The organism is Streptomyces sp. NPDC002156 (genome assembly GCF_053593675.1).
Genome location: NZ_JBSFDA010000173.1, coordinates 1 through 21644 on the forward strand (window position 1 = coordinate 1; position 21644 = coordinate 21644).

Here is a 21644-nt window from a genome sequence, read left to right on the forward strand (position 1 = left end):
GGGACGTCAGACAGCGGCCGGCTCCTGGTCGAGCAGTCGCCTGATGTCCCGTACGGCCGCCCGCCCGGCCCGGTTGGCGCCGATCGTGCTCGCCGGCCCCGTACGATTCGCGACCCGCAGCGGCGTCCTCAGCGCGACACCCCGCGAGGACGGCTCGATCACCCTCGACTTCCCGACCGCCCCGCTCACCCGCGTCGAACCCCCCGCCGGGCTCGCCGAGGCCCTGGGCACCGAGCCGCTCACGGCCTTCGACACCGGCCCGAACATCAACGACCTGGTGATCGAGGTCGCCGACGAGAAGACGGTCCTGGGCCTCTCCCCCGACCTCAAGGCCCTCGCCGCCCACTCGGAACGCGGCATCATCGCCACCGCCCGCGCCGACAACCCCGCCGACGGCTACGACTTCGTCTCGCGGTGCTTCTTCCCGCGGATCGGCATCGACGAGGACCCGGTCACCGGCAGCGCCCACACGGCCCTCGCCCCCTACTGGTCCGAGCGCCTGGGCCGCAACGACCTCACCGGCCTCCAGGCCTCCGCCCGCAGCGGCCTGGTCCGCACGGAACTCCGCGGCGACCGCACCCTGCTGACCGGCCGCGCGGTCACCACCATCGACGGCGAGCTGCTCGTCTAGAGCCAAGGCATCCCGGCCACACAAAAGGGGCGTACGAACCCTCGTACGCCCCTCAGCTCATCCTCGATTCACCCCTGACTCACCCCTACTTCTTTCCCCTCCGAGCCGCTCACGCGACAGGCAGCCACGGCACCTTCCCCGCCAGCAGCGCATACCCCACGAACGCCCCGATGTCGAGCAGCGAATGCGCCACGACCAGGGGACCCACCCGCCCCCACCGCCGGTAGAGATACACGAACACCACGCCCATCACCATGTTGCCGATGAACCCGCCGATGCCCTGGTACAGGTGGTATGACCCGCGCAGTACGGAACTGGCCACCAGCGCCGTCCCCGGAGTCCACCCCAGCTGGTTCAGCCGCCGCAGCAGATACGCGACGACGATCACTTCCTCCAGTACGGCGTTCTGCACCGCCGAGAGGATCAGCACCGGGTACTTCCACCACACCTCGGGCAGCGCCTCCGGCACCACCGTGAGGTTGAAGCCGAGACCACGTGCCGCCAGGTAGAAGGCGATACCGCTGCTGCCGATCACCGCCGCGATCGCTGCCCCGCGGCCGAGGTCGGGCCAGGGCCGGGTGCGGTCGAAGCCCAGCGTCCGCAGCCCCTTGCCCTCGCGCAGCAGGAAGTGCGCGACCAGCGCGACCGGTACCAGAGACGTCGTGATGCCGAAGAGCTGCCAAGCGAGATCCAGCCATGGGCGGCCCGGCGCGGCCGAGGCGTTGAGGGTGGCCGCCTGGTCCTTGAGGCCTCCCGGTTTCGTGACCGATCCGACAAAGCTGATCAAGGAGGAGATACCGCTCGCACCGAGCGAAAGCCCCAGAACCAACAGCGTCTCGTCCCGGAGTATCCGTCGCGACGGCCGCTCCTCAGGAAAAGAATCAGCCACCGCGCCCGCCTCCACCTGCACTCCTGCCTCCAGTTGTTCAATCCCGCCGCATCCCCGTCCTCGCCCCGCTAGGGTCTCGAAAGAAGTTGCGAAGAACCTGCGCGACAGGCCGTTGGGGGGCGGACGCTGCTCCCGGCGTGCCTCCCCTTTCCCTGCCATACGGCCCATGCAGCCGATTCAGCTCATACGGCTGTTTCGCGCCACGTGTTCTGTTCACCAGGGAAGGACCCCACCGTCATGGGACGTCACAGCTTGCCTGATCGACCTGAACCGGGCACCGGCGACCCCCGTCCACGCACCCGCCGCCGCACGGTCGCCATCGCCACGGCGCTCGTCCTCACCATCGCCGGAGGCACGGCGGTCGCCGTGCAGACCGGTCTGCTCTCCTTCGGTTCGTCGTGCCGGGACGACCCGGTACGACTGACGCTCGCCGCCTCCCCGGACCTGGCCCCCGCCCTGGAATCCGCGGCGGACCGGGCCCACGACCAGGGCGTCACCTCCGACGGGCGCTGCCTCGACATAGAGGTGACCGCCCGGGACTCGTCCAAGGTCGCGGACGCGCTGCGCGCTGGCAAGCCGGCCGACGCCCAGATCTGGGTGCCCGACTCGGACGTCTGGGTGGAGCGGGTCACGGCCGACGGGAGGGCGACCCAGGTGACCGCCGTCGGCAACGTCGCCTCGACCCCGGTGGGCGTGGCCGTGGTGCCGGCCGCCGCGAAGGCACTGGGGTGGCCGCAGAAGACGTACTCCTGGACGGAGCTGGTCGGCGCCACCCTGGAGAACGACGACCTGGCGCTCGGCGCGGCCGACCCGGCGCGCAGCGCGACCGGCCTACTGGCCCTGACCCAGCTCGGCACGGCCGCCGCGAAGACGAAGGACGGCGCCACCCAGGCCGCCGCCCTGATGAAGGCCCTGTCGCAGCGCGTCTCCGACAGCGACGGCCAGGTCCTGGACACCCTGCCCCGCGACTCCTCGGGCACCGAACAGGGCAACCCCAAACGCAACCGGACCCTCGTCCTCTCCGAACAGGCGGCGTACGCGTACAACTCGTCGGCGGACAAGGCCCAGGACCTCGGCATGTTCTACCCCGAGGACGGCTCGCCCCGGCTCGACTACCCGTACACCCTGATCGACGACACAGAACTGACAACCGACCAGAGCCGGGCCGCGATCCGCTTCATGACGTTTCTGCGCGCACCCGAGCAGCACAAGCTCCTGGAGCAGCAGGGCTTCCGGACCGACACCGATGAGGCCCCGAGCGCGCTGATCGCCCGGGCGGGCGGTCGTGCCCCGCAGCCGTACGCGCGCACGGCCGGCGAACCCGCGTCGGCGGCGGCGCTCCAGGAGGCCCTCGGCACCTGGACGATCACCGTGCAGAGCGCCCGGATCACGACGGTCGTCGACGCGTCCTTCTCCATGACGGAGCCGGTGCCGAACACAGGCAGGACCCGGATGGACGTCACGAAGGCGTCCCTGCTCCAGGCGCTCGCCACCTTCACGCCCGAGGACGAGATCGGCCTGTGGGAGTTCTCCACCAAGCTGGACGGCGCCAAGGACTACCGCGTCCTGGTCCCGACCGAACGCCTCGGCGACCGCAAAGGCAACGGCACCCAGCGCGACCGCCTCTCGACGGCGTTCGGCGACCTGGAACCGGTCCCGGGCGGCGCGACGGGCCTCTACGACACGACCCTGGCCGCCTACAAGTCGGCCACGTCGTCGTACGCGAAGGGCAAGTTCAACGCCCTGGTCATCCTGACCGACGGCGTGAACGAGGACCCCGGCAGCATCACGCGCGCCGCCCTGATCCGCGGACTCCAACAACTCACCAACCCCGAACGCCCAGTACCGCTGATCATGATCGCGGTAGGCCCGGAGGCCGACCGCGAGGAGGCCCAGCAGATCGCGGCGGCAACGGGCGGCTCAGGCTACGAGGTGACGGACCCGACCCAGATCCACACAGTAATCCTCCAGGCAATCGTGGCAGCAGGCAGCGGCGTCTGACCGCCGCCTGTCCCCTGAACCCCTGAAGCCGGGGCCCAGGGGTCTTGAGTCCCTGGGCCCCGGGTGCCGAGGGCAGGGTGCCGGGGCCGAGGGGCGGCGGGGTGCCAGGGCCGAGGGACCGGGTGCCGACGGCAGAGGGCCGAGTCGGGAGCCCGAGGCCTGACGCAGGGACCGGAGGCCGGAGGCCTGACGCAGGGACCGGAGGCCGGGTGCCGGAGGCCGGGTGCCGGAGGCCGGAGGCCGGGTGCCGGAGGCCGGGTGCCGGAGGCCGGGTGCCGGGTGCCGGAGGCCGGGTGCCGGGTGCCGGAGGCCGGGTGCCGGGTGCCGGGAACCGGGAACCGGGAACCGGGAACCGGGAACCGGGAACCGGGAACCGGGACGCGGGACGCGGGCCCGAGGCCAGAAGCGGGGACCAGAGCCTGAGGACCGAAGGCCGGAGACCGGGTTCCGGAGTCCGGGGACGCGGGGCCAGGGACGCGGGGCCAGGGACCGGGGCCGACGAGGCCCGGGGGCCGGAGACCGGTGGCCCGGGAACCGGGGCCTGGAAGCCGCAGGCCGGGGCCCGGGAAGCGGAAAGCCCGGGAACCTGGCCAGAGCCCAGGGACCGCAGGCCGCAGGCCGGGGCCCGGAAGCCTGGCCAGAGCCCAGAGCCAGGGGCCCAGAGCCCAGAAGCCGGGGCCGAAGGCCAAACCGGGCCCCCGCATCGCTCACCCGAGAGGCACCGGCTCCGGGAGCCCCACCGGCCAGGTGTGCACCGGCTCCCCGGCGTGCATCAGCTCGCTGTAGCGCCGGGTCGTCGCGGCCAGCGCGGCGTCCCGGGACAGCCCCTTCTCCCGCGCCCGGTGGAAGGTGGCCGCCTGCCAGGACGCCCCGTTGGCCCGCCGCCGGCACCGTTCCTCGATCACCCCGAGGTACAGGTCCCGGTCGGCGGGCTCGACCCCCCACGCGTCGAGGCCGGCCTCGGCGAGCGGCAGCAGCTCGTCGCGTACGAGATGCACCGCGTCGACCTCCGCGATGCCACCGAACCGGCCGCCCCGGGGCCACTGGAGCCGCGCATCGATCCCGTGCCGGCAGGCCGCGTCGAAGTTGGCGGCGGCGGCCTCGAAGGGCAACCGGGTCCACACGGGCCGTGACTCCTCGGCGAGCGCCCGGACGAGCCCGTAGTAGAAGACCGCGTTGGCGATGACGTCCGTGACGGTGGGCCCGGCGGGCAGCACCCGGTTCTCGACACGCAGATGCGGTACGCCGTCCGCGATGCCGTAGACCGGGCGGTTCCAGCGGTACACCGTGCCGTTGTGCAGCACCAGCTCGCCCAGCTTCGGCACCCCACCCTCGTCGAGGACGTCCAGCGGATCCTCGTCGTCACAGATGGGCAGCAGCGCCGGGTAGTAGCGCAGGTTCTCCTCGAAGAGGTCGTACGCCGACGAGATCCACCGCTCCCCGAACCAGGTGCGCGGCCGTACGCCCTGCGCCTGCAGCTCCGGCGGACGCGTGTCCGTGGACTGGGTGAACAGCGGGGGCCGCGACTCGCGCCACAGCTCACGGCCGAACAGGAACGGCGAGTTGGCCCCGACCGCGATCTGCGCGGCGGCGATCGCCTGGGCCGCGTTCCACACATCGGCGAACCGCGCCGGAGTGACCTGGAGATGCAGCTGCACGGAGGTGCAGGCGGCCTCCGGGGCGATGGACTTCGACGTGCACGAGAGGCGCTCCACCCCGTCGATGTCGAGCGTGAAATCCTCCCCTCGGGCGGCCACGATCTGATTGTTGAGCAGGGTGTAGCGGTCGACGTCGGAGAGGTTGGAGGAGACCAGGTCGTCCCGGTCGAGCGTCGGCAGAATGCCGATCATCACGATCCCGGCGTCGACCTCCTTCGCCTTCCGGTGCGCATATGCCAGTGAGGTGCGGAGTTCCTCGGCGAGCCGGTCGAAAACCCGCCCGTCGAGACGGTGGGGGGCGATGTTGACTTCCAGATTGAACATGGCGAGTTCTGTTTGGAAATCTCGGCTCGCGATCCTTTCAAGTACTTGCGCATTCATCATTTTCGGCATGCCGTCGGGCCCGACGAGATTCAGCTCGATCTCCAGGCCCAGGAGATTCTTGGGGCGGTCGAACCGCTTCTCGGCCAGCAGCCGCTCCAGCCCCGTCAGGCACTGCCGGAGCTTGGCGCGGTAGCGCTGGCGATCGGACAGGTCGAACTGCCCCGCCACGACCTTCTCCCCCATCGAAGCGTCCCTTCCTCGAATGGGCAGGCCGAGGATCCGGCCACCGTTGTCCCGGGTCACGTGGGATGATGCCCAGCCAGCGTGATTGATAACGTCCCACGCGCGCCCATGGCCCGCTACGCTGGTCCATATGACCGGAGGCACATTCGTCCGGCATGGCGTGCCAGACTTTGTGCGGACAAACGAGTCGACAGTTTCGCGCACTTGCGAACTCGTGAAAAACGCCGACGACAATTGGCCGACCGCCTACGGCGCGTATACCGAGGTCACCGCCCGTACGAGCGGCCGAGAATCGGTGGAAACGCCACACAACGCCGACCGAATAGACCCTTGCTCTTCACGCGGGAAACGGTTAGACGAAACACAGTCAGAACACGTGTCGTATAAACTCCGCGAACAAGGCAGAGAGTCGGCGCCCAGGTCCTGGGTCCTGCCGTCCAGGTGACGTGCGGCAGGCCGCACCCCGCCCGCGCATCCGGCCCCCGCCTCTTTGACCCCGAGACTTCGAGAGCTGACAGCGCCGTCCGCCCCCGCCCTCGCGCCACCCTGCCTGTCGAATGAGAGGCGTCCCACCATGCCGCTGCATGTCCCCCCGGCTCCCGCGCCAGCACTGCGCACCATCCTCACGGCACTCGGTTCCCCCACCGCAGTCCGCGAGGCACGCACCCCGGCCCTGCGCACCGCCCAGGGACCCACCACCCCCGAGCTCCCCCTGCCCGTGCACGTCCTGGACCGGATCACCCCCGCGGGCACCCCCACCACCCGACTGACCGGGTGGCGCTTCCTGATCCGCTGCGGCGACCGCGCGGTGGCCGCGGCGGAGACCATGCTGACCCCCGACGGCTGGGCCTTCTCGCACTTCTTCGAAGGCCCCTACATCGCCTCCACCGAGCGCGCCCTGCGCCAGGCCGAGACCATGAAGCAGCCCTACCAGGCCCGCCTCCTGTCCGTACCCGAGCTGTACATGCTGACGCTCTGGCTGCACGGCGACATCACCGCCGACGCGGCCGAGGGCCGCCCCGCCGCGACCGACCTGCTCGTCCCGCTGGCGCCAGCCCCGCCCGGCATCGCCGCCCACCGTCCGCACCGGGTCGCCGAACTGCTCCCGGTCCTCACCCATCGGGTGACTCCGGCCCCACTGCTGAGTTCTCCCGCCTGAGCGCACACGACACGGCACTCTCCGTATTCCCGCGTACCCCGCCGCCGAATTCCCGGCAGCGGGGTACGTCGCTCTTTCGCGCGCCATTACGCTCGTACGAGCCATTAAGGGTTTGCGACCCGTCCGGACTAGCCCTTTCCGGCCCCCAAGAACCACCCAAAGGGACAGCCCAGTTGGGCTGAACCGTCCGCCCGGGTGATGCGTCTTGAACCTGTGAGAAGCGGTGCGGCTAAATCCCTGCGGATTGACGCCCGTAGAGCAACACTGGTTTCGAACCGACTTTCCCAACGGGGGCGGCCATGAACAGTGCTTCGAGCCGCAGGACAGACACCACAGCCATCTCACACTCCACGACAGAGCGAAAGATCCCATCAATGTGCCAGCACCAGCCACCGTGCCCGACAGCCCACTCCACCGACCGGGAGTCCGCCCGACTGATGGCGCACCACCCGGAACAGGGGTGGAGCCTGCTGTGCAACGGCGTCCTCCTCTTCGAGGACACCGGTGAGCTACTGCCCGACGGCCAGATCATCGCCCCCCACCGCCCCGCGGGCGCCGGACCGGTGATGACGGCCGCCTGACGGCCACGCACGAAGGGCAGCCTCCCGGCATCGAGGGGCGCGACGCCCGGACAACTGAACAGACAAAGAGGGGCCGGCCCGCAGACACTCGCTGCGAACCGGCCCCGACGTGTGTCCGAGGGCGACTACTCCTCGTAAGCGTCCAGCGGCGGGCAGGAACAGACCAGGTTCCGGTCACCGAAGGCCTGGTCGATCCGGCGTACCGGCGGCCAGTACTTGTCGGCCGCCGAGACCCCGGCCGGGAAGACCGCCTCCTCGCGCGTGTAGGCGTGCGTCCACTCCCCGCTCAGCGCGGCGGCGGTGTGCGGCGCGTTCCGCAGCGGGTTGTCGTCGGCCGGCCACTCGCCCGCGCCGACCTTCTCGATCTCGCCGCGAATGGCGATCATCGCCTCGCAGAACCGGTCCAGTTCGCCCAGGTCCTCGGACTCGGTCGGCTCGATCATCAACGTCCCCGCCACCGGGAAGGACATCGTCGGCGCGTGGAAGCCGTAGTCGATGAGCCGCTTGGCGATGTCGTCGACGCTCACGCCCGTGGCCTTGCTGATCGGCCGCAGATCGATGATGCACTCGTGCGCGACGAGCCCGCCGGGCCCGGTGTAGAGCACCGGGTAGTGCGGCTCCAGCCGCTTGGCGATGTAGTTGGCGCTCAGCACGGCCACCTGCGTGGCCCGCTTGAGCCCCTCGCCGCCCATCAGCCGGACGTACGCCCACGAGATCGGCAGAATGCCCGCCGAACCCCAGGGAGCCGCCGAGATGGGCCCCACGCCCGTCTCGGGCCCGGCAGCGGGCTGCAGGGGGTGATTGGGCAGATACGGCGCGAGATGCGCTCGTACGCCTACCGGGCCCACCCCCGGACCGCCACCGCCGTGCGGGATGCAGAACGTCTTGTGCAGATTCAGATGCGAGACGTCCCCACCGAAGTGCCCCGGCTTGGCCAGCCCCACCAGCGCGTTGAGGTTGGCCCCGTCGACGTACACCTGCCCACCGGCCTCGTGCACCTGTGCGCAGATGTCGGCGACATGCTCCTCGAACACGCCGTGCGTCGAGGGGTACGTGATCATCAGCACCGACAGCTCGTCGCGGTACTGCTCGATCTTCGCCCGCAGATCCTCGACGTCGATCTCGCCGTCCCCGGCGGTCTTCACGACGACGACCTTCATCCCGGCCATGACGGCGCTGGCCGCGTTGGTCCCGTGCGCGGACGACGGAATCAGACAGACCGTCCGCTGCTCGTCGCCGTTGGCGCGGTGGTATCCGCGTACGGCGAGCAGCCCGGCCAGCTCGCCCTGCGAACCGGCGTTCGGCTGGAGCGACACCTTGTCGTACCCGGTGACCTCGGCGAGTTGCTCCTCCAGCTCCCGGATGAGCGTCAGATAGCCCTGTGCCTGCTCGGCGGGCGCGAAGGGGTGCAGCTGACCGAACTCGGGCCAGGTGACCGGCTCCATCTCGGTGGTCGCGTTGAGCTTCATGGTGCAGGAGCCCAGCGGGATCATGCCCCGGTCGAGCGCGTAGTCACGGTCGGCAAGCCGGCGCAGGTAGCGCAGCATCGCGGTCTCGGAGCGGTACTGGTGGAAGACGGGGTGCGTGAGAACGTCGTCGGTGCGCAGCAACCCGTCGGGCAGCGTGTCCTCGGCGCCCGCGTCGAGCGCCTCGATGTCGCCCTCGACCCCGAACGCGGTCCAGACGGCGCCCAGGTGGGCCCGAGTGGTGGTCTCGTCGCAGGAGACGGACACCCGGTCCGCATCGACGAGATGCAGGTTCACCCCGTGCTCACGCGCGGCGGCGGCGACCTCGCCGGCCTTCCCGGGCACCCGCACGGTGAGCGTGTCGAAGTAGGCCCCGTGGACGACCTCGACACCGCCCGCCATCAGCCCTGCGGCGAGGATCGTGGCGTACCGGTGGGTCCGCCGGGCGATGGTCCGCAGCCCCTCGGGCCCGTGGTGCACGGCGTACATGCCGGCCATCACGGCCAGCAGCACCTGGGCCGTACAGATGTTGCTGGTCGCCTTCTCGCGGCGGATGTGCTGCTCCCGCGTCTGCAGGGCGAGCCGGTACGCCCTGTGCCCGTCCGCGTCCACGGAGACACCCACGAGCCGCCCGGGCAGGCTGCGCGCGAACTGCTCGCGCACAGCCATGTATCCGGCGTGCGGCCCACCGAAGCCCATCGGCACCCCGAACCGCTGGGTCGTCCCGACCGCGATGTCCGCGCCCAGCTCACCGGGCGAGGTGAGCAGTGTCAGGGCCAGCAGATCGGCGGCGACGGTGACGACGGCACCGAGCCCGTGCGCCTGCTCGACGACGGGCTTCAGATCCCGTACGGCACCGGAGGCGCCCGGGTACTGCAGCAGCACGCCGTTGATCTCGCGCCCCGCGATGTCGTCCGGGATGCCCGCGCTCAGGTCGGCGACGACGACCTCGACGCCGACGGGCTCGGCCCGAGTCTCGATCACGGCGATGGTCTGCGGCAGGGCGTCCGCATCGACGAGGAAGAGCCCCTTCTTGTTCTTGCCCATGCGCCGGGACAGCGCCATCGCCTCGGCCGCCGCGGTGCCCTCGTCGAGCAGCGAGGCGCCCGAGGTGGGCAGCCCGGTGAGGTCGGCGACCATGGTCTGGAAGTTCAGCAGCGCTTCGAGGCGCCCCTGCGAGATCTCCGGCTGGTAGGGCGTGTACGCGGTGTACCAGGCCGGGTTCTCCATCACGTTCCGCAGGATGACCGGCGGGGTGAAGGTCCCGTAGTACCCGAGCCCGATCATGGACCCGAGCACCTGGTTCCGGTCGGCCAGCGACCGCAGCTCGGCCAGCACCTCGGCCTCGGTACGGGCGCCCGGCAGATCCAGCGCGTCGGCGTTCCTGATCACATCCGGGACCGCGGCGGCAGCCAGCTCGTCGAGCGAGCCGTATCCGACCTGCGCGAGCATCTTGGCCCGGTCCTCGCGGTCGGGCCCGATGTGGCGCCGCTCGAAGGGCGTGCCCTGTTCGAGTACGGCGAGCGAAGTGCGGTGGGCGGTCATTACGGAGGCCTCCTGGTCGTTAGCGACCTTCGAGGGGCACCACGGCACGGGTGCCCGAACGGCCTCCCCCTCTGTCATCTCGACCTGAGAGCTTCACCGGGCCGCCAATGCGCTGACGTCCCGGTTTTCACCGTCGGTGAGAGCGGAGACCATGTCCTCCGCCCTGCTTTCCAGAGTGACCTCGTCCGTGCGGTACAGGGGCCTGAGAGATTCCGGGGAGGAGTTGCTCCTTCGGCGCCTCCGAGGTTCCGGAGGACTCTCCCGCACAGGGTCAGCAGCCATTGGCCAGCCTATCAGCGGCTCCACGCACAGACCTTCGAGTGGCCACCTGCCCCGATGTGCTCTTTTGTAGTGCTTACGGATGAGTTGCGACCATACGGAGGGCCCGCCGTGCAGACCGACATCGATCCGCGCAACCTGATCGGCCGCAAGGCCTTCGACCGCAACGGCACCAAGATCGGCACGATCGACGAGATCTACCTCGACGACGCGACGGGTGTACCGGAGTGGGCGGCCATACGGACCGGGCTGTTCAGCAGGGACGCCTTCGTGCCCCTGGAACCCAGCGAACTGATCGACGGCACGCTGCGCGTCCCCTTCGAGCGGTCCCTGATCAAGGACGCCCCCGACTTCGGCGTGGGCCGCCACCTCTCCCCGGAACAGGAACTCCAGCTCTACCACCACTACGGCCTCGACGTGGCGCCCCCTCCTCCGTTCCCGGACCACGACTTCGGCAAGCTGGCGGGCACGGACGAAGCCTGATCCACCGGCCCTTCGTCCGGACCGTCGGGTCTTCGCGGCCCGGAGGACACCAGCGGCAGCGGATCCGCCGGCTCCAGCGCGGGATCGTCGGTCCGGAACGTCCGCACCCGCCCCGGCTGCTCCGAGTCCGGCGTCTCGAACCGCACGGTCACCCGTCCAAGCCCACTCCCCTGCACCCACCCGTGTCCGAGATCGGCATGCCGTACGTCGTGCCCCGTGGTCCAGTGCCGCTCGGCGGGCGCCTCCTGCTCCTCGGCGGCCTCGTGCTCCGCCTCCTCAGCCGGCTCCAGCGCCGCCAACTCCCCGGCAGCCTGGGCGAACAGATCCTCCTGCGTGAAGTCGGCGAGGCCGCTCACCCCGACCCCGAGCAGTCGCACACCACCAGTCGTGTCCACGGACTCCAGCAGCCGGGCCGCCGCCTCCCGCACCACACCGGGGTCGTCCGTGGGCCCCCGGAGCGTCTCGGACCGGGTCAGCGTGGAGAAGTCGTACCGCCGCACCTTGAGGACGATGGTCCGCCCCGACAGCCCGGCCCCGCGCAGCCTCCGCACACACCGGTCTGCCAGCCGCTGCACCTCCGTCCCCACCCGGACCCGGTCGTGGATGTCCACGTCGTACGTGTCCTCGACCGACACGGACTTGGTCTCCCGCTCGGCCACCACGGGCCGCTCGTCGTGCGCCAGCGCCATCGCGTACAGCCCGTGCCCGTGCGCCTTCCCCAGCAGCCGTACGAGTTCGTCCTCGCCCGCCTCGGCCAGCTCGTCGACGGTGCTGATGCCCGCCCGCCGCAGATGGTCGCCCGTCGTCGGCCCGACCCCGGGCAGGATCCGCACCGACATCGGCCCGAGCAGCGCCCGCTCGGTCCCGGGATCGATCAGCACCAGGCCGTCCGGCTTGGCCTGCTCGGAGGCGATCTTCGCGAGCATCTTGGACGCGGCGAGACCCACCGACCCCGTGAGCCCCGTGACCGCGCGTATGTCAGTGCGCAGCTTCGCCCCCGCCAGCCGCGCCGACGCCTCGTCCCAGGCCGCTGCCCCGGCCTCCAGATCCACGAACGCCTCGTCCAGGCTGAGCGGCTCCACCAGCGGCGACAGCGCCCGCAGCAGCGCCATGACCTGCTCGCTGATCGCCCGGTAGAACCCGAACCTCGGCACGAGATACGCGGCGTTCGGCGCGAGTCGCCGTGCCTGGCCCATCGGCATCGCGGAGTGGACCCCGAACACCCGGGCCTCGTACGAACACGTCGCGACCACCCCGCGCGGTCCAAGACCGCCCACGACCACGGCTTTCCCGCGCAGACTCGGCTTGGACGCCTGCTCCGCCGAGGCGAAGAAGGCATCCATGTCGAGATGCAGGATCGTGGGCGCGTTTCTCACATGTCCGATGCTGCCCTACGCCACTGACAATGCCCCGGAGCGCCGGGGCGGGGCGGTCAGACCGCCCGGTTGCGCCGCCGTGCCAGCTCGTCCGCCGGGTTGTGCCCGACAAGCGTCTCGCCCGTGTCGACGCGCTCCCCGTGCAGCTGCGAGAGAGCGCTTTCCACATCCCGCCACACCACACCGACGGCGATACCGAAGATGCCCTGCCCGCCCTGGAGCAGCGCGTGCACCTCGTCGGGCGAGGTGCACTCGTAGACCGTCGCGCCGTCGCTCATCAGCGTCAGGCGCTCCAGATCTCGGAACTCGCACGCCCTCAGGTGCTGGACCGCCGTACGGATGTTCTGCAGTGAGACACCGGTGTCGAGAAAGCGCTTCACGACCTTCAGGACGACAACGTCCCGGAAGCTGTAGAGCCGCTGCGTCCCCGACCCGTGAGCGGGCCGCACACTCGGCTCGACCAGCCCGGTGCGCGCCCAGTAGTCCAACTGGCGGTAAGTGATGCCGGCCGCCGCACACGCCGTCGGACCGCGGTAGCCGATCTCCTCGGACGCCATGGATGTCGCCCCTCCGCCGCCTGCTACAGCCGTCGGCCGCCGCGGAACGTGATCGGCCGCGCTGCCCTGAAGCGGGTACGGGCCGCTCTCCCCCAGACCGCGTCCGGGGGCACCCCCAGCCGTACCGTCGCCGCTGCTTCTCACGCCGACCTCCGTCCTTGACCTGCCTTCTCGACGGTAGGCAGTCACCAGGGGTGCGTCAACGATCGCCACACTCGGCACGCCGAGTGATAATCACCCTAGGAGTGGTTTCCCGTACCCCACCGCGGGGAAAGGCTAGCCGAATGCGCTCCGCATGGGCCGCACGACGCTCTCACACGCCGCTGGCAATTGCCATCATCCGTGACGCCACCGGGCAAAAGACAGGCTCCACCGACCATCAGGTCCGTGGAGCCGCCCGAGCCTCGTCAACCGTCGCCGTCAGGGCTCACTGACTGTTGGTCCCGAAGTCCTCGGGAGAGATCTGGTCGAGGAACTCGCGGAACTTCTCCACCTCGTCCTCCTGCTCGTCCGGAATCGCGATCCCGGCGTCGTCGAGCACTCCGTCGCTGCCGTAGATCGGCGTCCCGGTGCGCAGCGCCAGCGCTATGGCGTCGGACGGGCGGGCGCTCACCTCGACCCCGCTGGCGAACACCAGTTCCGCGTAGAAGACACCCTCGCGCAGGTCCGTGATGCGCACTTCGGTGAGCTCCTGGCCGACGGCCTCCAGCACGTCCTTGAACAGGTCGTGCGTCAGCGGTCGTGCGGGGGCCATGCCCTGCTGGGCGAAGGCGATCGCCGTCGCCTCCCCCGGTCCGATCCAGATGGGGAGGTAGCGGTCGCCTCCCACTTCCCGCAGAAGCACGATCGGTTGGTTGGAGGGCATTTCGACCCGGACACCTACGACATCGAGCTCGTTCACACAGCAACCCTAGGCCGTGCCCGGGACGTTTGGGTAGTCGGGCACGGAACGGGTGGCCGATCCGCCCTCCGGCTTGCCCTTTCCGCTCAGGGCTGCCGCACTCCCAGCGCGATCCGCACCAGGGCCGCGTGCAGCTTCACCGTGAGCCCCGCCAGTTCCTTGCTGCGGGCCTCCGCAAGGGCCCTGGTCTGCGGATTGCGGTGGAGCCTGAGCGGGGCCACCACCTGGTCGACCAGGCCGGCCTCGCGGTCGGCGGCGGCCTTCATCACCCTCAGATGCCGTGGCTCGATCCCGAACCGCCCCAGCTCGGCGACGAGCGCGGCGACAGTGACCGTCTCCGCGTCGTACGCCCCGTCGGGCAGCGGCCCGACCAGCCCGTACGACTGCCACTCCGCGAGTTCCTCGTCACCGATCCCGGCGGCGGCGAGCAGCTCGGCCCGGCCGATCCGGACGGCCGTGGGCCCCTCGGGCTCCAGACTCGGCTCACCGTCCCGCTGACGGCCCACGGAGGGGAGCGACACGGCCTCCCCGCGCTCCATGGCGTCCAGGTACTCCCTGATCACCTTGAGGGGCAGATAGTGGTCCCGCTGCATTCTCAGGACATGGCCGAGGCGCTCGACGTCCTCCGGGCTGAACTTGCGGTACCCCGAAGGGGTCCGCTGCGGCTCGATGAGCCCCTCCGACTCCAGAAAACGGATCTTGGAGATGGTGACTTCGGGGAACTCGTCGCGCAGCGCGTTCAGCACTGTGCCGATGCTCATCAGCCCACTGTCCGCGGCGGCGATGCCGTGACCGGCACCGCCGCTCGGTGTTTGAAGCATGGACCTTCCCTGGGGTCCCTCCGGACTCGGTCCGGAGGAGGGTCAGTAGCCCCGCTGGCTCGCGTAGAACACCAGCCGGTACTTGCCGATCTGCACCTCGTCGCCGTTGTTCAGACCGACCTGGTCGATCCGCTCACGGTTGACGTACGTGCCGTTGAGGCTGCCCACGTCGGCGACGGTGAACAGGCCGTCCTGACCTCGGCGGAACTCCACGTGACGGCGGGACACGGTCACGTCGTCCAGGAAGATGTCGCTCTGCGGATGGCGCCCGGCCGTGGTCAGCTCACCGTCCAGCAGGAAGCGACTGCCCGAGTTCGGGCCACGGCGCACCACCAGAAGCGCCGATCCGAGCGGCAGGGCATCCACCGCGGCCTGCGCCTCGGGCGAGAGCATCGGCATCTGCGTCTGCCCGGTGACCTCGGCGTCGTACGCCTCGATACCGGAGATGGAGATCGTGGACGTCGTCTCCGACGGACGCTCGGGGGTGACTCCGGCCCGCAGAGGCGCACCGCAGTTGGAGCAGAAGCGGCTGTTCTCCGCGTTGCGGTTACCGCACCTCGTACACACAAGGGCCGACATCGACGGATCCTCCTGCCGCGGCTGCCCCGCCGGGGCATTGGACGCATATGGGTCGGAGGAAAACTCTCCACCCGTACTTGAGGTTGACGGTTCCCCGAAACCTATGCGCCCGGACTGGGCAGGGTCAACAGACGGCGCGCCCTGACCTCCCGGAACGTCACCGCCCGGACCGCCGACCTGGTCCCGGAACAGAGGGCGCTGACCCTCCGCGTCGGGCTGTGCGCGATGGCGGGCGGTCGCGTTGTCGCTGCCCTCTCGCGCGCTCTTGCCGAACAACTTCGCAAACAACTTCACGGGCGATTCCCCTTGACCGAAACAGACCCGCCCGTGGGGCAGGACGAACCCTGACTGCACCTACCGGTCGACCCGGACATCCTCACAACGTCCGTCTCCACCTGACAGTTTCCACCACGCACCACCCATTCGGTGCGCCGACCCCCCGCAACCTCATGCCCTCCCCGGACAGCCCCCATGCACCCCCGGTTCACTGGGAGGACGACCGAGCGTAGTCAGGCTGCTTCGCCGCTCGCAAGGCGTCCACGACGATCTTGTCCGCCCGCTCCACGGTAACGGTGGCCTGCTCCTTCTCCAGGGTCTGCACCACACCTCCGGGGATGTTGAGCGCCGGTTCGAGGTCCTGCGGCTTGCCGATGACCTTGAAACGATAGGGAGCGTCGATCTTGTTCCCGTCGACGCTCACTCCCCCGCCGTCCTCGTCCGCCAGAAAGGTCCCCGCGACGACCCGTACACCGTTGACCTGGATCGCCTCGGCGCCAGCCGCACGCAACTCCTGGATCGCGTCGAGCAGCATGTCGGCTTCGACCGTTCCCTTCGTGTCCTCGATGGTCAGCGTGATCCCGGGCCCCTGCGCGGCCACCGTGCCCGCGAGGATGCCCAGCTGCCGCTCCTTCTCGACCGTCTGCTTACGGGCCTCCTCAGCTTGGTCCGAGCTGTTCTCCAACTCGGTCCGCTGATCTTCGAGACCCTGCTTCTCGTCCTCAAGACGCTGAGTACGGTCATCCAGTTCATCGAGGATGCGTACAAGATCTTCCTGGCGCGCACCGCGCAGGGCCCCGTCGCTGTCGCTGGTGGACGCGACCTGCACCGCCAGCCCGAATCCGAGCCCGAACAGCAGCAGGGCGACGATCAGTTGGGCCCGGGTCACCCGCAGCGGCCACAGCCCGTTCACCAGTCGCTGACGGCCGGTCAGGGACGGTCCCGGCGCCTCGCCGGCCGTCACGTCCACGGCCTGCGCGTCCGAGGCCGCCGAGGGCGCGGGAGAGACCTCCTCGGGCAGTTCCTCGCGCAACCGGTTCTCGCCCGCGTCGGCCTGCTTGTCGCCGGCGCCGCTCTTGTCGTTGTCGCTCATCGGCGTCAGGCCCGGAAGACGTGCCGGCGGATCGCCGCGGCATTGGAGAAGATGCGGATACCGAGGACCACGACCACACCGGTGGACAACTGGGCACCCACGCCCAGCTTGTCGCCCAGGAAGACGATCAGCGCGGCCACGACGACGTTCGACAGGAACGACACCACGAAGACCTTGTCGTCGAAGATGCCGTCGAGCATGGCCCGCAGACCGCCGAACACGGCATCCAGAGCCGCTACGACAGCGATGGGAAGGTAAGGCTCGACGACCGCCGGAACCTCGGGCCGGACCAACAATCCAGCCACGACTCCCACGACGAGGCCCAGTACCGCGATCACGATGTGCCCTTCTCTGTCTCTGTACTCGGTGTCTCTGTACTCGGTTGTGCTGTACGTACGATCACACTCGGTGCGGCAGGCAGCCGGAGGTCGCCCTCCACGGAGATGCTGGTCCGGATGTCGAAGTTCTCCTGCAGCGCGGCCAGATACAGTCCGTCGGCGCTGTCCTGGAACCTGCTGCTCAGCCTCTTGCCGTCCCCCACCGCGAGCACCGTGTACGGCGGCACGAGCGGCTTGTTGTCGACCAGTATCGCGTCTCCCGCAGCCCGGATCGCCGACAGAGCCGTCAGCCGCTGCCCGTTGATCGCGATGGCCTCGGCGCCCGACTGCCAGAGCCCGTTGACGACCCGCTGCATGTCCCGGTCGCGCACCCGCCCGGTGTCGGAGAACCCCGAGGTCTCGCGCGCGTCCCCGCCGGCACCGGTGCTGGCTTCCTTCGCGTCGTCGACGACGAGCTTCACACCCGGCCCGTGCACCTCGGTCGCACCCGACAAAATGCCTACCAGGTCGGCCTGTTCACTGCCGCCGCCCGACTTCAGCGCCGCACGCTGACGCGCGCTGACATCGTCGCGCAGCTGGTCGACCGACTCCTCCAGCTTGTCGGCCGCCTCCGTCTCGCGGTCGATGCGGTCGATCAGTTCCTCGCGCTCCTTGGCGATCGCGGGCGCCGCCACCCGCGCCTGCGCGGCTCCCACGGTCACCACGAGAGCGGCGAGCACCAGCCCTGCGGCCAGGCCCAGCTTCGCCCTGAGCGGCCTCGGCAGACCGCCGTCGCCCGCGGCCTTCTTCCGCTCGGCCGCCTCGGCATACCCCTCGTCGAGGCTGTGGTCCATGACATTGGTGAGCAGCGACATGGACGCGTCCGGGCGGGAACGGCTCGTGGGGATGCTCCGAACGGGGGGCTGCTGCGGCATGCCGCACATCGTCCCACGTCGCGACCACTGCCTCCGAACGGCCCCACCGACGTGCCGGACAGGCCCCATTGGGGGCTCCTGTCCGGCACGCGCGCGTGGACCTCGATTCAGCGACCGGCGCCGTCCACAACGGTGGCCCACTCGTCGAGCAGTGCCTGAGCGGAGGCGTCGTCAGGCCCTTCGGCCCACAAATGCGTGACGGCTTCCGCCGGGTCGGGCAGAACCATCACCCACCGCCCGTCGGTCTCGACCACCCGCACCCCGTCGGTCGTGTCGACGAACCGCTCTCCGGCCGCCTCGACAACCCGCCGCATGACAAGTCCCTTGACGGCCCAGGGAGTCGCCAGATCCCGCTTCAGGACATGCGCCCGCGGAATCCTGGCATCGATCTGGCTGAGCGTGAGCTGCGTCCGCGCGACCAGCCCGATAAGCCGTACGAAGGCTGCCGATCCGTCGAACACACTGCTGAACTCCGGCACGATGAACCCACCGCGTCCGTCCCCGCCGAAGATGGTCGACTCATCGCGCCCGACCCGGGTCAGATCGTCGGGTGACGTCGTCGTCCACTCGACCTGGGTCCCGTGATAGGCGGCCACCTGCTCGGCGATACGGGTAGTGGTCACCGGCAGCGCCACCCGCCCGCTACGGCGTTCTGCGGCCACCAGATCCAGCATGACGAGCAGCGCCCGGTCGTCCTCGATGATCCGCCCCTTCTCGTCGACGAGCGAAAGCCGCTCGCCCACCGGGTCGAATCGCACTCCGAAGGCGGCCCGCGCGGACGCCACGATCTCCCCGAGCCGCACCATCCCGGACCGCCGGGTGTCCGCGGACTCCGTCGGCCTGGACTCGTCGAGACCGGGATTGATGGTCAGCGAATCGACACCGAGCTTCCCGAGCAGACTGGGCAGCACAAGCCCCGCACTGCCGTTGGACGCGTCGACGACAACCTTGAGCCCGGACTCAGCGATCCCGGTCGTATCGACATTCCGCAGCAACGACCCGGTGTACGAGTCGAACACACTGGCCGGGAAATGCAGATCCCCGATCTCCCCGGGGAACGCCCGCCGGTATTCCTGCCGCGCAAAGACCCGATCGAGCTTCCGCTGACTGGCCTGCGAAAGGTCGGCCCCCTGCCCGTCGAAGAACATGATGTCGACGGAATCAGGCACCCCGGGCGTAGTCCGGATCATGATCCCGCCGGCACTCCCCCGAGCGGTCTGCTGCCGCGCCACCGGCAGCGGTACGTTCTCCAGGTCCCGTACGTCGATGGCGCTGGCCTGCAGCGCGGAGATGACGGCCCGCTTCAGTGCCCGGGCACCACGGGAGTGGTCGCGGGCGGTGGTGACGGTGGACCCCTTCTTCAAGGTGGTCGCGTAGGCACCGGCCAGTCGCACCGCCAGTTCGGGAGTGATCTCGACGTTGAGGATTCCGGACACTCCGCGGGCGCCGAAGAGATGCGCCTGCCCTCTGGATTCCCAGATCACCGAGGTGTTGACGAAGGCGCCGGCCTCGATCGTCTTGAACGGGTAAACGCGTACGTTCCCCTGGATGATCGATTCTTCACCGACGAGACACTCGTCGCCGATGACCGCGCCGTCCTCGATCCGGGCCGCGCGCATGATGTCGGTGTTCTTCCCGATGACGCAGCCGCGCAGATTGCAGTGCTGACCGATGTACACGTTGTCGTGCACCACGGCCTTGTGCAGAAAGGCCCCGCTCTTCACGACGACGTTCGAGCCGACAACGGTGTGCTCGCGGATTTCCACGCCGGCCTCGACCTTGGCGTAGTCCCCGATGTAGAGCGGCCCTCGGAGAACGGCATCGGGATGCACCTCGGCGCCCTCCGCGACCCACACTCCGGGCGAGATCTCGAAGCCGTCCAGCTCGACGTCGACCTTGCCCTCCAGGACGTCGGCCTGCGCCTTCACGTAGCTTTCATGCGTACCGACGTCCTCCCAGTAGCCCTCGGCGATATAGCCGTAGACCAGCCGACCTTCCTTCATCAGCTGGGGGAAGACGTCACCGGACCAGTCGACGGAGACATCGGCCTCGACGTAGTCGAAGACCTCGGGCTCCATGACGTAGATGCCGGTGTTCACGGTGTCGGAGAAGACCTGTCCCCAGGTCGGTTTCTCGAGGAAGCGCTCGACCTTGCCCTCCTCGTCGACGATGGTGATGCCGAATTCCAGTGGATTCGGCACCCTCGTCAAACAGACAGTGACGAGCGCACCCTTTTCCTTATGGAAATTGATCAGCTCGGTGAGGTCGAAGTCGGTCAGGGCATCACCGGAGATGACGAGGAAAGTGTCGTCCTTCAACGCCTCTTCGGCGTTCTTGACGCTTCCGGCAGTACCGAGTGGCTTCTCCTCATTGGCATAGGTCAGCTCCATCCCGAGCTCCTCGCCGTCACCGAAGTAGTTCTTGACGAGTGAGGCGAGGAACTGGACAGTAACGACTGTCTCGTTGAGCCCATGCCTTTTGAGCAGCCGCAGCACGTGCTCCATGATCGGCCGATTGGCCACTGGCAGGAGCGGCTTGGGCATGCTTGAGGTCATTGGGCGAAGGCGTGTGCCTTCGCCTCCGGCCATCACGACGGCCTTCATGTCGGAAGCGTCCTCCTTGAAGAGACGACGGTCTAGCCGACTTCACCCGTCCAGATTGTCCCGCACTTTGCCGACGCGGGCCATCGAGGCACTACAGCTGCCCAACCGGCGAGCTCAATCGGCCATGGCGTCCGCACGAACCAGTCGGCGGACTTGTACCACGTAGAGGACTCCTGCCCACCAGTAGAGCGTTGTACCCCATCCTGCGAACGCCCATCCGAAAATAGCAGCGAGTGACGAGAGCCACCCACTTCCGTCACTGAGCAGAAGCAACGGGAAGGCATACATCAAGTTGAAGGTAGCGGCCTTCCCCAGGAAGTTCACCTGCGGCGGCGGATACCCGTGACGCCTGAGGATACCCACCATCACCAACAGAACCAGCTCTCGCGCCAGCAGTGCAGCGGTCAACCAGATCGGCAGAATCTCGCGCCAGGTCAGACCGACCAGAGTCGAGAGAATGTAGAGCCGGTCGGCCGCGGGATCGAGGAGCCGGCCAAGACTGCTGATCTGGTTCCAGCGCCGCGCGAGCTTGCCGTCCAGATAGTCGCTGACCCCGCTCAGCATCAGTACGAGGAGCGCCCAGCCGTCGCTCTTCGGACCACCGAACTCGGGTCGAAGGATCAGCCACAGAAAGACAGGCACGCCGACAAGGCGCGCCATGCTGAGGATGTTCGGGATGGTGAGGACCCGTTCTGTCTGGACGCGGGTCTCCTGGACCTCCACCCGGGGGCCTCCTGTGGGAAATGAGCCAACGATGCCCCCTGACCCTACCTCAACGCAAAAAAGCTCCGGCTCTCGGGCAGTGTGCCCAAGAGCCGGAGCTATAAAAGGAGTTCGGCGGTGTCCTACTCTCCCACAGGGTCCCCCCTGCAGTACCATCGGCGCTGTAAGGCTTAGCTTCCGGGTTCGGAATGTAACCGGGCGTTT

18 protein-coding genes, 1 rRNA gene and 1 riboswitch are annotated in these 21644 nt (G+C 69.1%); of the genes, 5 read left to right on the forward strand and 14 right to left on the reverse strand.

Annotated elements, in window-relative coordinates:
• Positions 1 to 631, forward strand: a 631-nt coding sequence (locus tag ACWCRB_RS41060) for a PhzF family phenazine biosynthesis protein (protein ID WP_451000939.1), incomplete at its 5' end; no start/stop codon positions are given.
• Positions 632 to 740: 109 nt separating this feature from the next.
• Here ACWCRB_RS41060 and ACWCRB_RS41065 read toward each other — a convergent pair.
• Complete coding sequence (locus ACWCRB_RS41065) at positions 741 to 1541, reverse strand: CPBP family intramembrane glutamic endopeptidase (protein ID WP_451000940.1); 801 nt, start codon at positions 1539 to 1541, stop codon at positions 741 to 743.
• 216 nt (positions 1542 to 1757) lie between these two features.
• On the opposite strand from ACWCRB_RS41065, the gene ACWCRB_RS41070 reads away from it, so the two are divergent.
• Complete coding sequence (locus tag ACWCRB_RS41070) at positions 1758 to 3521, forward strand: substrate-binding and VWA domain-containing protein (protein ID WP_451000941.1); 1764 nt, start codon at positions 1758 to 1760, stop codon at positions 3519 to 3521.
• Positions 3522 to 4228: 707 nt separating this feature from the next.
• On the opposite strand, the gene ACWCRB_RS41075 is transcribed toward ACWCRB_RS41070, so the two are convergent.
• Positions 4229 to 5746 carry a glutamate--cysteine ligase gene (locus ACWCRB_RS41075; RefSeq protein ID WP_451000942.1) on the reverse strand — a complete coding sequence of 506 codons (1518 nt, stop codon included), beginning with the start codon at positions 5744 to 5746 and terminating at the stop codon, positions 4229 to 4231.
• Positions 5747 to 6320: 574 nt separating this feature from the next.
• Here ACWCRB_RS41075 and ACWCRB_RS41080 point away from each other — a divergent pair.
• Together ACWCRB_RS41080 and ACWCRB_RS41085 are read left to right on the forward strand one after the other, a co-directional pair.
• Positions 6321 to 6905, forward strand: a complete 585-nt coding sequence (locus ACWCRB_RS41080) for a hypothetical protein (protein ID WP_451000943.1) — start codon at positions 6321 to 6323, stop codon at positions 6903 to 6905.
• Between the two features lie 374 nt (positions 6906 to 7279).
• On the forward strand, positions 7280 to 7486 hold the full coding sequence (locus tag ACWCRB_RS41085) for a DUF5999 family protein (protein WP_369037515.1): 207 nt from the start codon (positions 7280 to 7282) through the stop codon (positions 7484 to 7486).
• A 125-nt stretch (positions 7487 to 7611) separates the two neighbouring features.
• On the opposite strand, the gene gcvP is transcribed toward ACWCRB_RS41085, so the two are convergent.
• Positions 7612 to 10497, reverse strand: coding sequence for an aminomethyl-transferring glycine dehydrogenase (gcvP, locus tag ACWCRB_RS41090; RefSeq protein ID WP_451000944.1), 2886 nt, complete (start codon positions 10495 to 10497; stop codon positions 7612 to 7614).
• Between the two features lie 180 nt (positions 10498 to 10677).
• Positions 10678 to 10771: riboswitch (glycine riboswitch) on the reverse strand.
• Between the two features lie 116 nt (positions 10772 to 10887).
• Here gcvP and ACWCRB_RS41095 point away from each other — a divergent pair.
• Entirely contained in the window at positions 10888 to 11259 is a 372-nt protein-coding gene (locus tag ACWCRB_RS41095; RefSeq protein ID WP_451000945.1) for a PRC-barrel domain-containing protein, read from the forward strand.
• Here ACWCRB_RS41095 and ACWCRB_RS41100 read toward each other — a convergent pair.
• The 11 genes from ACWCRB_RS41100 to rrf form a co-directional block, all read right to left on the reverse strand.
• A complete protein-coding gene (locus ACWCRB_RS41100; protein WP_451000946.1) occupies positions 11181 to 12635 on the reverse strand; it encodes a DNA polymerase IV in 1455 nt (484 codons plus the stop codon). The genes ACWCRB_RS41095 and ACWCRB_RS41100 overlap by 79 nt on opposite strands.
• Before the next feature lie 56 nt (positions 12636 to 12691).
• Positions 12692 to 13336, reverse strand: a complete 645-nt coding sequence (locus tag ACWCRB_RS41105; RefSeq protein ID WP_369037519.1) for a MerR family transcriptional regulator — start codon at positions 13334 to 13336, stop codon at positions 12692 to 12694.
• A 283-nt stretch (positions 13337 to 13619) separates the two neighbouring features.
• Positions 13620 to 14093 (reverse strand): bifunctional nuclease family protein, encoded by a 474-nt coding sequence (locus ACWCRB_RS41110; RefSeq protein ID WP_006123076.1) that lies wholly within the window; start codon positions 14091 to 14093, stop codon positions 13620 to 13622.
• An 86-nt stretch (positions 14094 to 14179) separates the two neighbouring features.
• Positions 14180 to 14914 (reverse strand): transcriptional regulator FtsR, encoded by a 735-nt coding sequence (ftsR, locus tag ACWCRB_RS41115; protein ID WP_451000947.1) that lies wholly within the window; start codon positions 14912 to 14914, stop codon positions 14180 to 14182.
• 42 nt (positions 14915 to 14956) lie between these two features.
• A complete protein-coding gene (locus tag ACWCRB_RS41120) occupies positions 14957 to 15847 on the reverse strand; it encodes an FHA domain-containing protein (protein WP_389361292.1) in 891 nt (296 codons plus the stop codon).
• A gap of 130 nt (positions 15848 to 15977) precedes the next feature.
• On the reverse strand, positions 15978 to 16862 hold the full coding sequence (locus ACWCRB_RS41125; RefSeq protein ID WP_389361294.1) for a DUF881 domain-containing protein: 885 nt from the start codon (positions 16860 to 16862) through the stop codon (positions 15978 to 15980).
• Between the two features lie 5 nt (positions 16863 to 16867).
• Entirely contained in the window at positions 16868 to 17200 is a 333-nt protein-coding gene (locus ACWCRB_RS41130) for a small basic family protein (RefSeq protein ID WP_003988855.1), read from the reverse strand.
• Positions 17197 to 18114: a DUF881 domain-containing protein gene (locus ACWCRB_RS41135; protein ID WP_451000948.1), complete on the reverse strand. Its 918-nt coding sequence runs from the start codon at positions 18112 to 18114 to the stop codon at positions 17197 to 17199. The genes ACWCRB_RS41130 and ACWCRB_RS41135 overlap by 4 nt, the downstream gene beginning before the upstream one ends.
• A gap of 107 nt (positions 18115 to 18221) precedes the next feature.
• Positions 18222 to 20717, reverse strand: coding sequence for a sugar phosphate nucleotidyltransferase (locus ACWCRB_RS41140; protein ID WP_369037524.1), 2496 nt, complete (start codon positions 20715 to 20717; stop codon positions 18222 to 18224).
• 114 nt (positions 20718 to 20831) lie between these two features.
• Positions 20832 to 21440, reverse strand: coding sequence for a CDP-alcohol phosphatidyltransferase family protein (locus ACWCRB_RS41145; protein WP_451000949.1), 609 nt, complete (start codon positions 21438 to 21440; stop codon positions 20832 to 20834).
• Between the two features lie 109 nt (positions 21441 to 21549).
• A 5S ribosomal RNA gene (rrf, locus tag ACWCRB_RS41150) occupies positions 21550 to 21644 on the reverse strand; the annotation flags it as partial.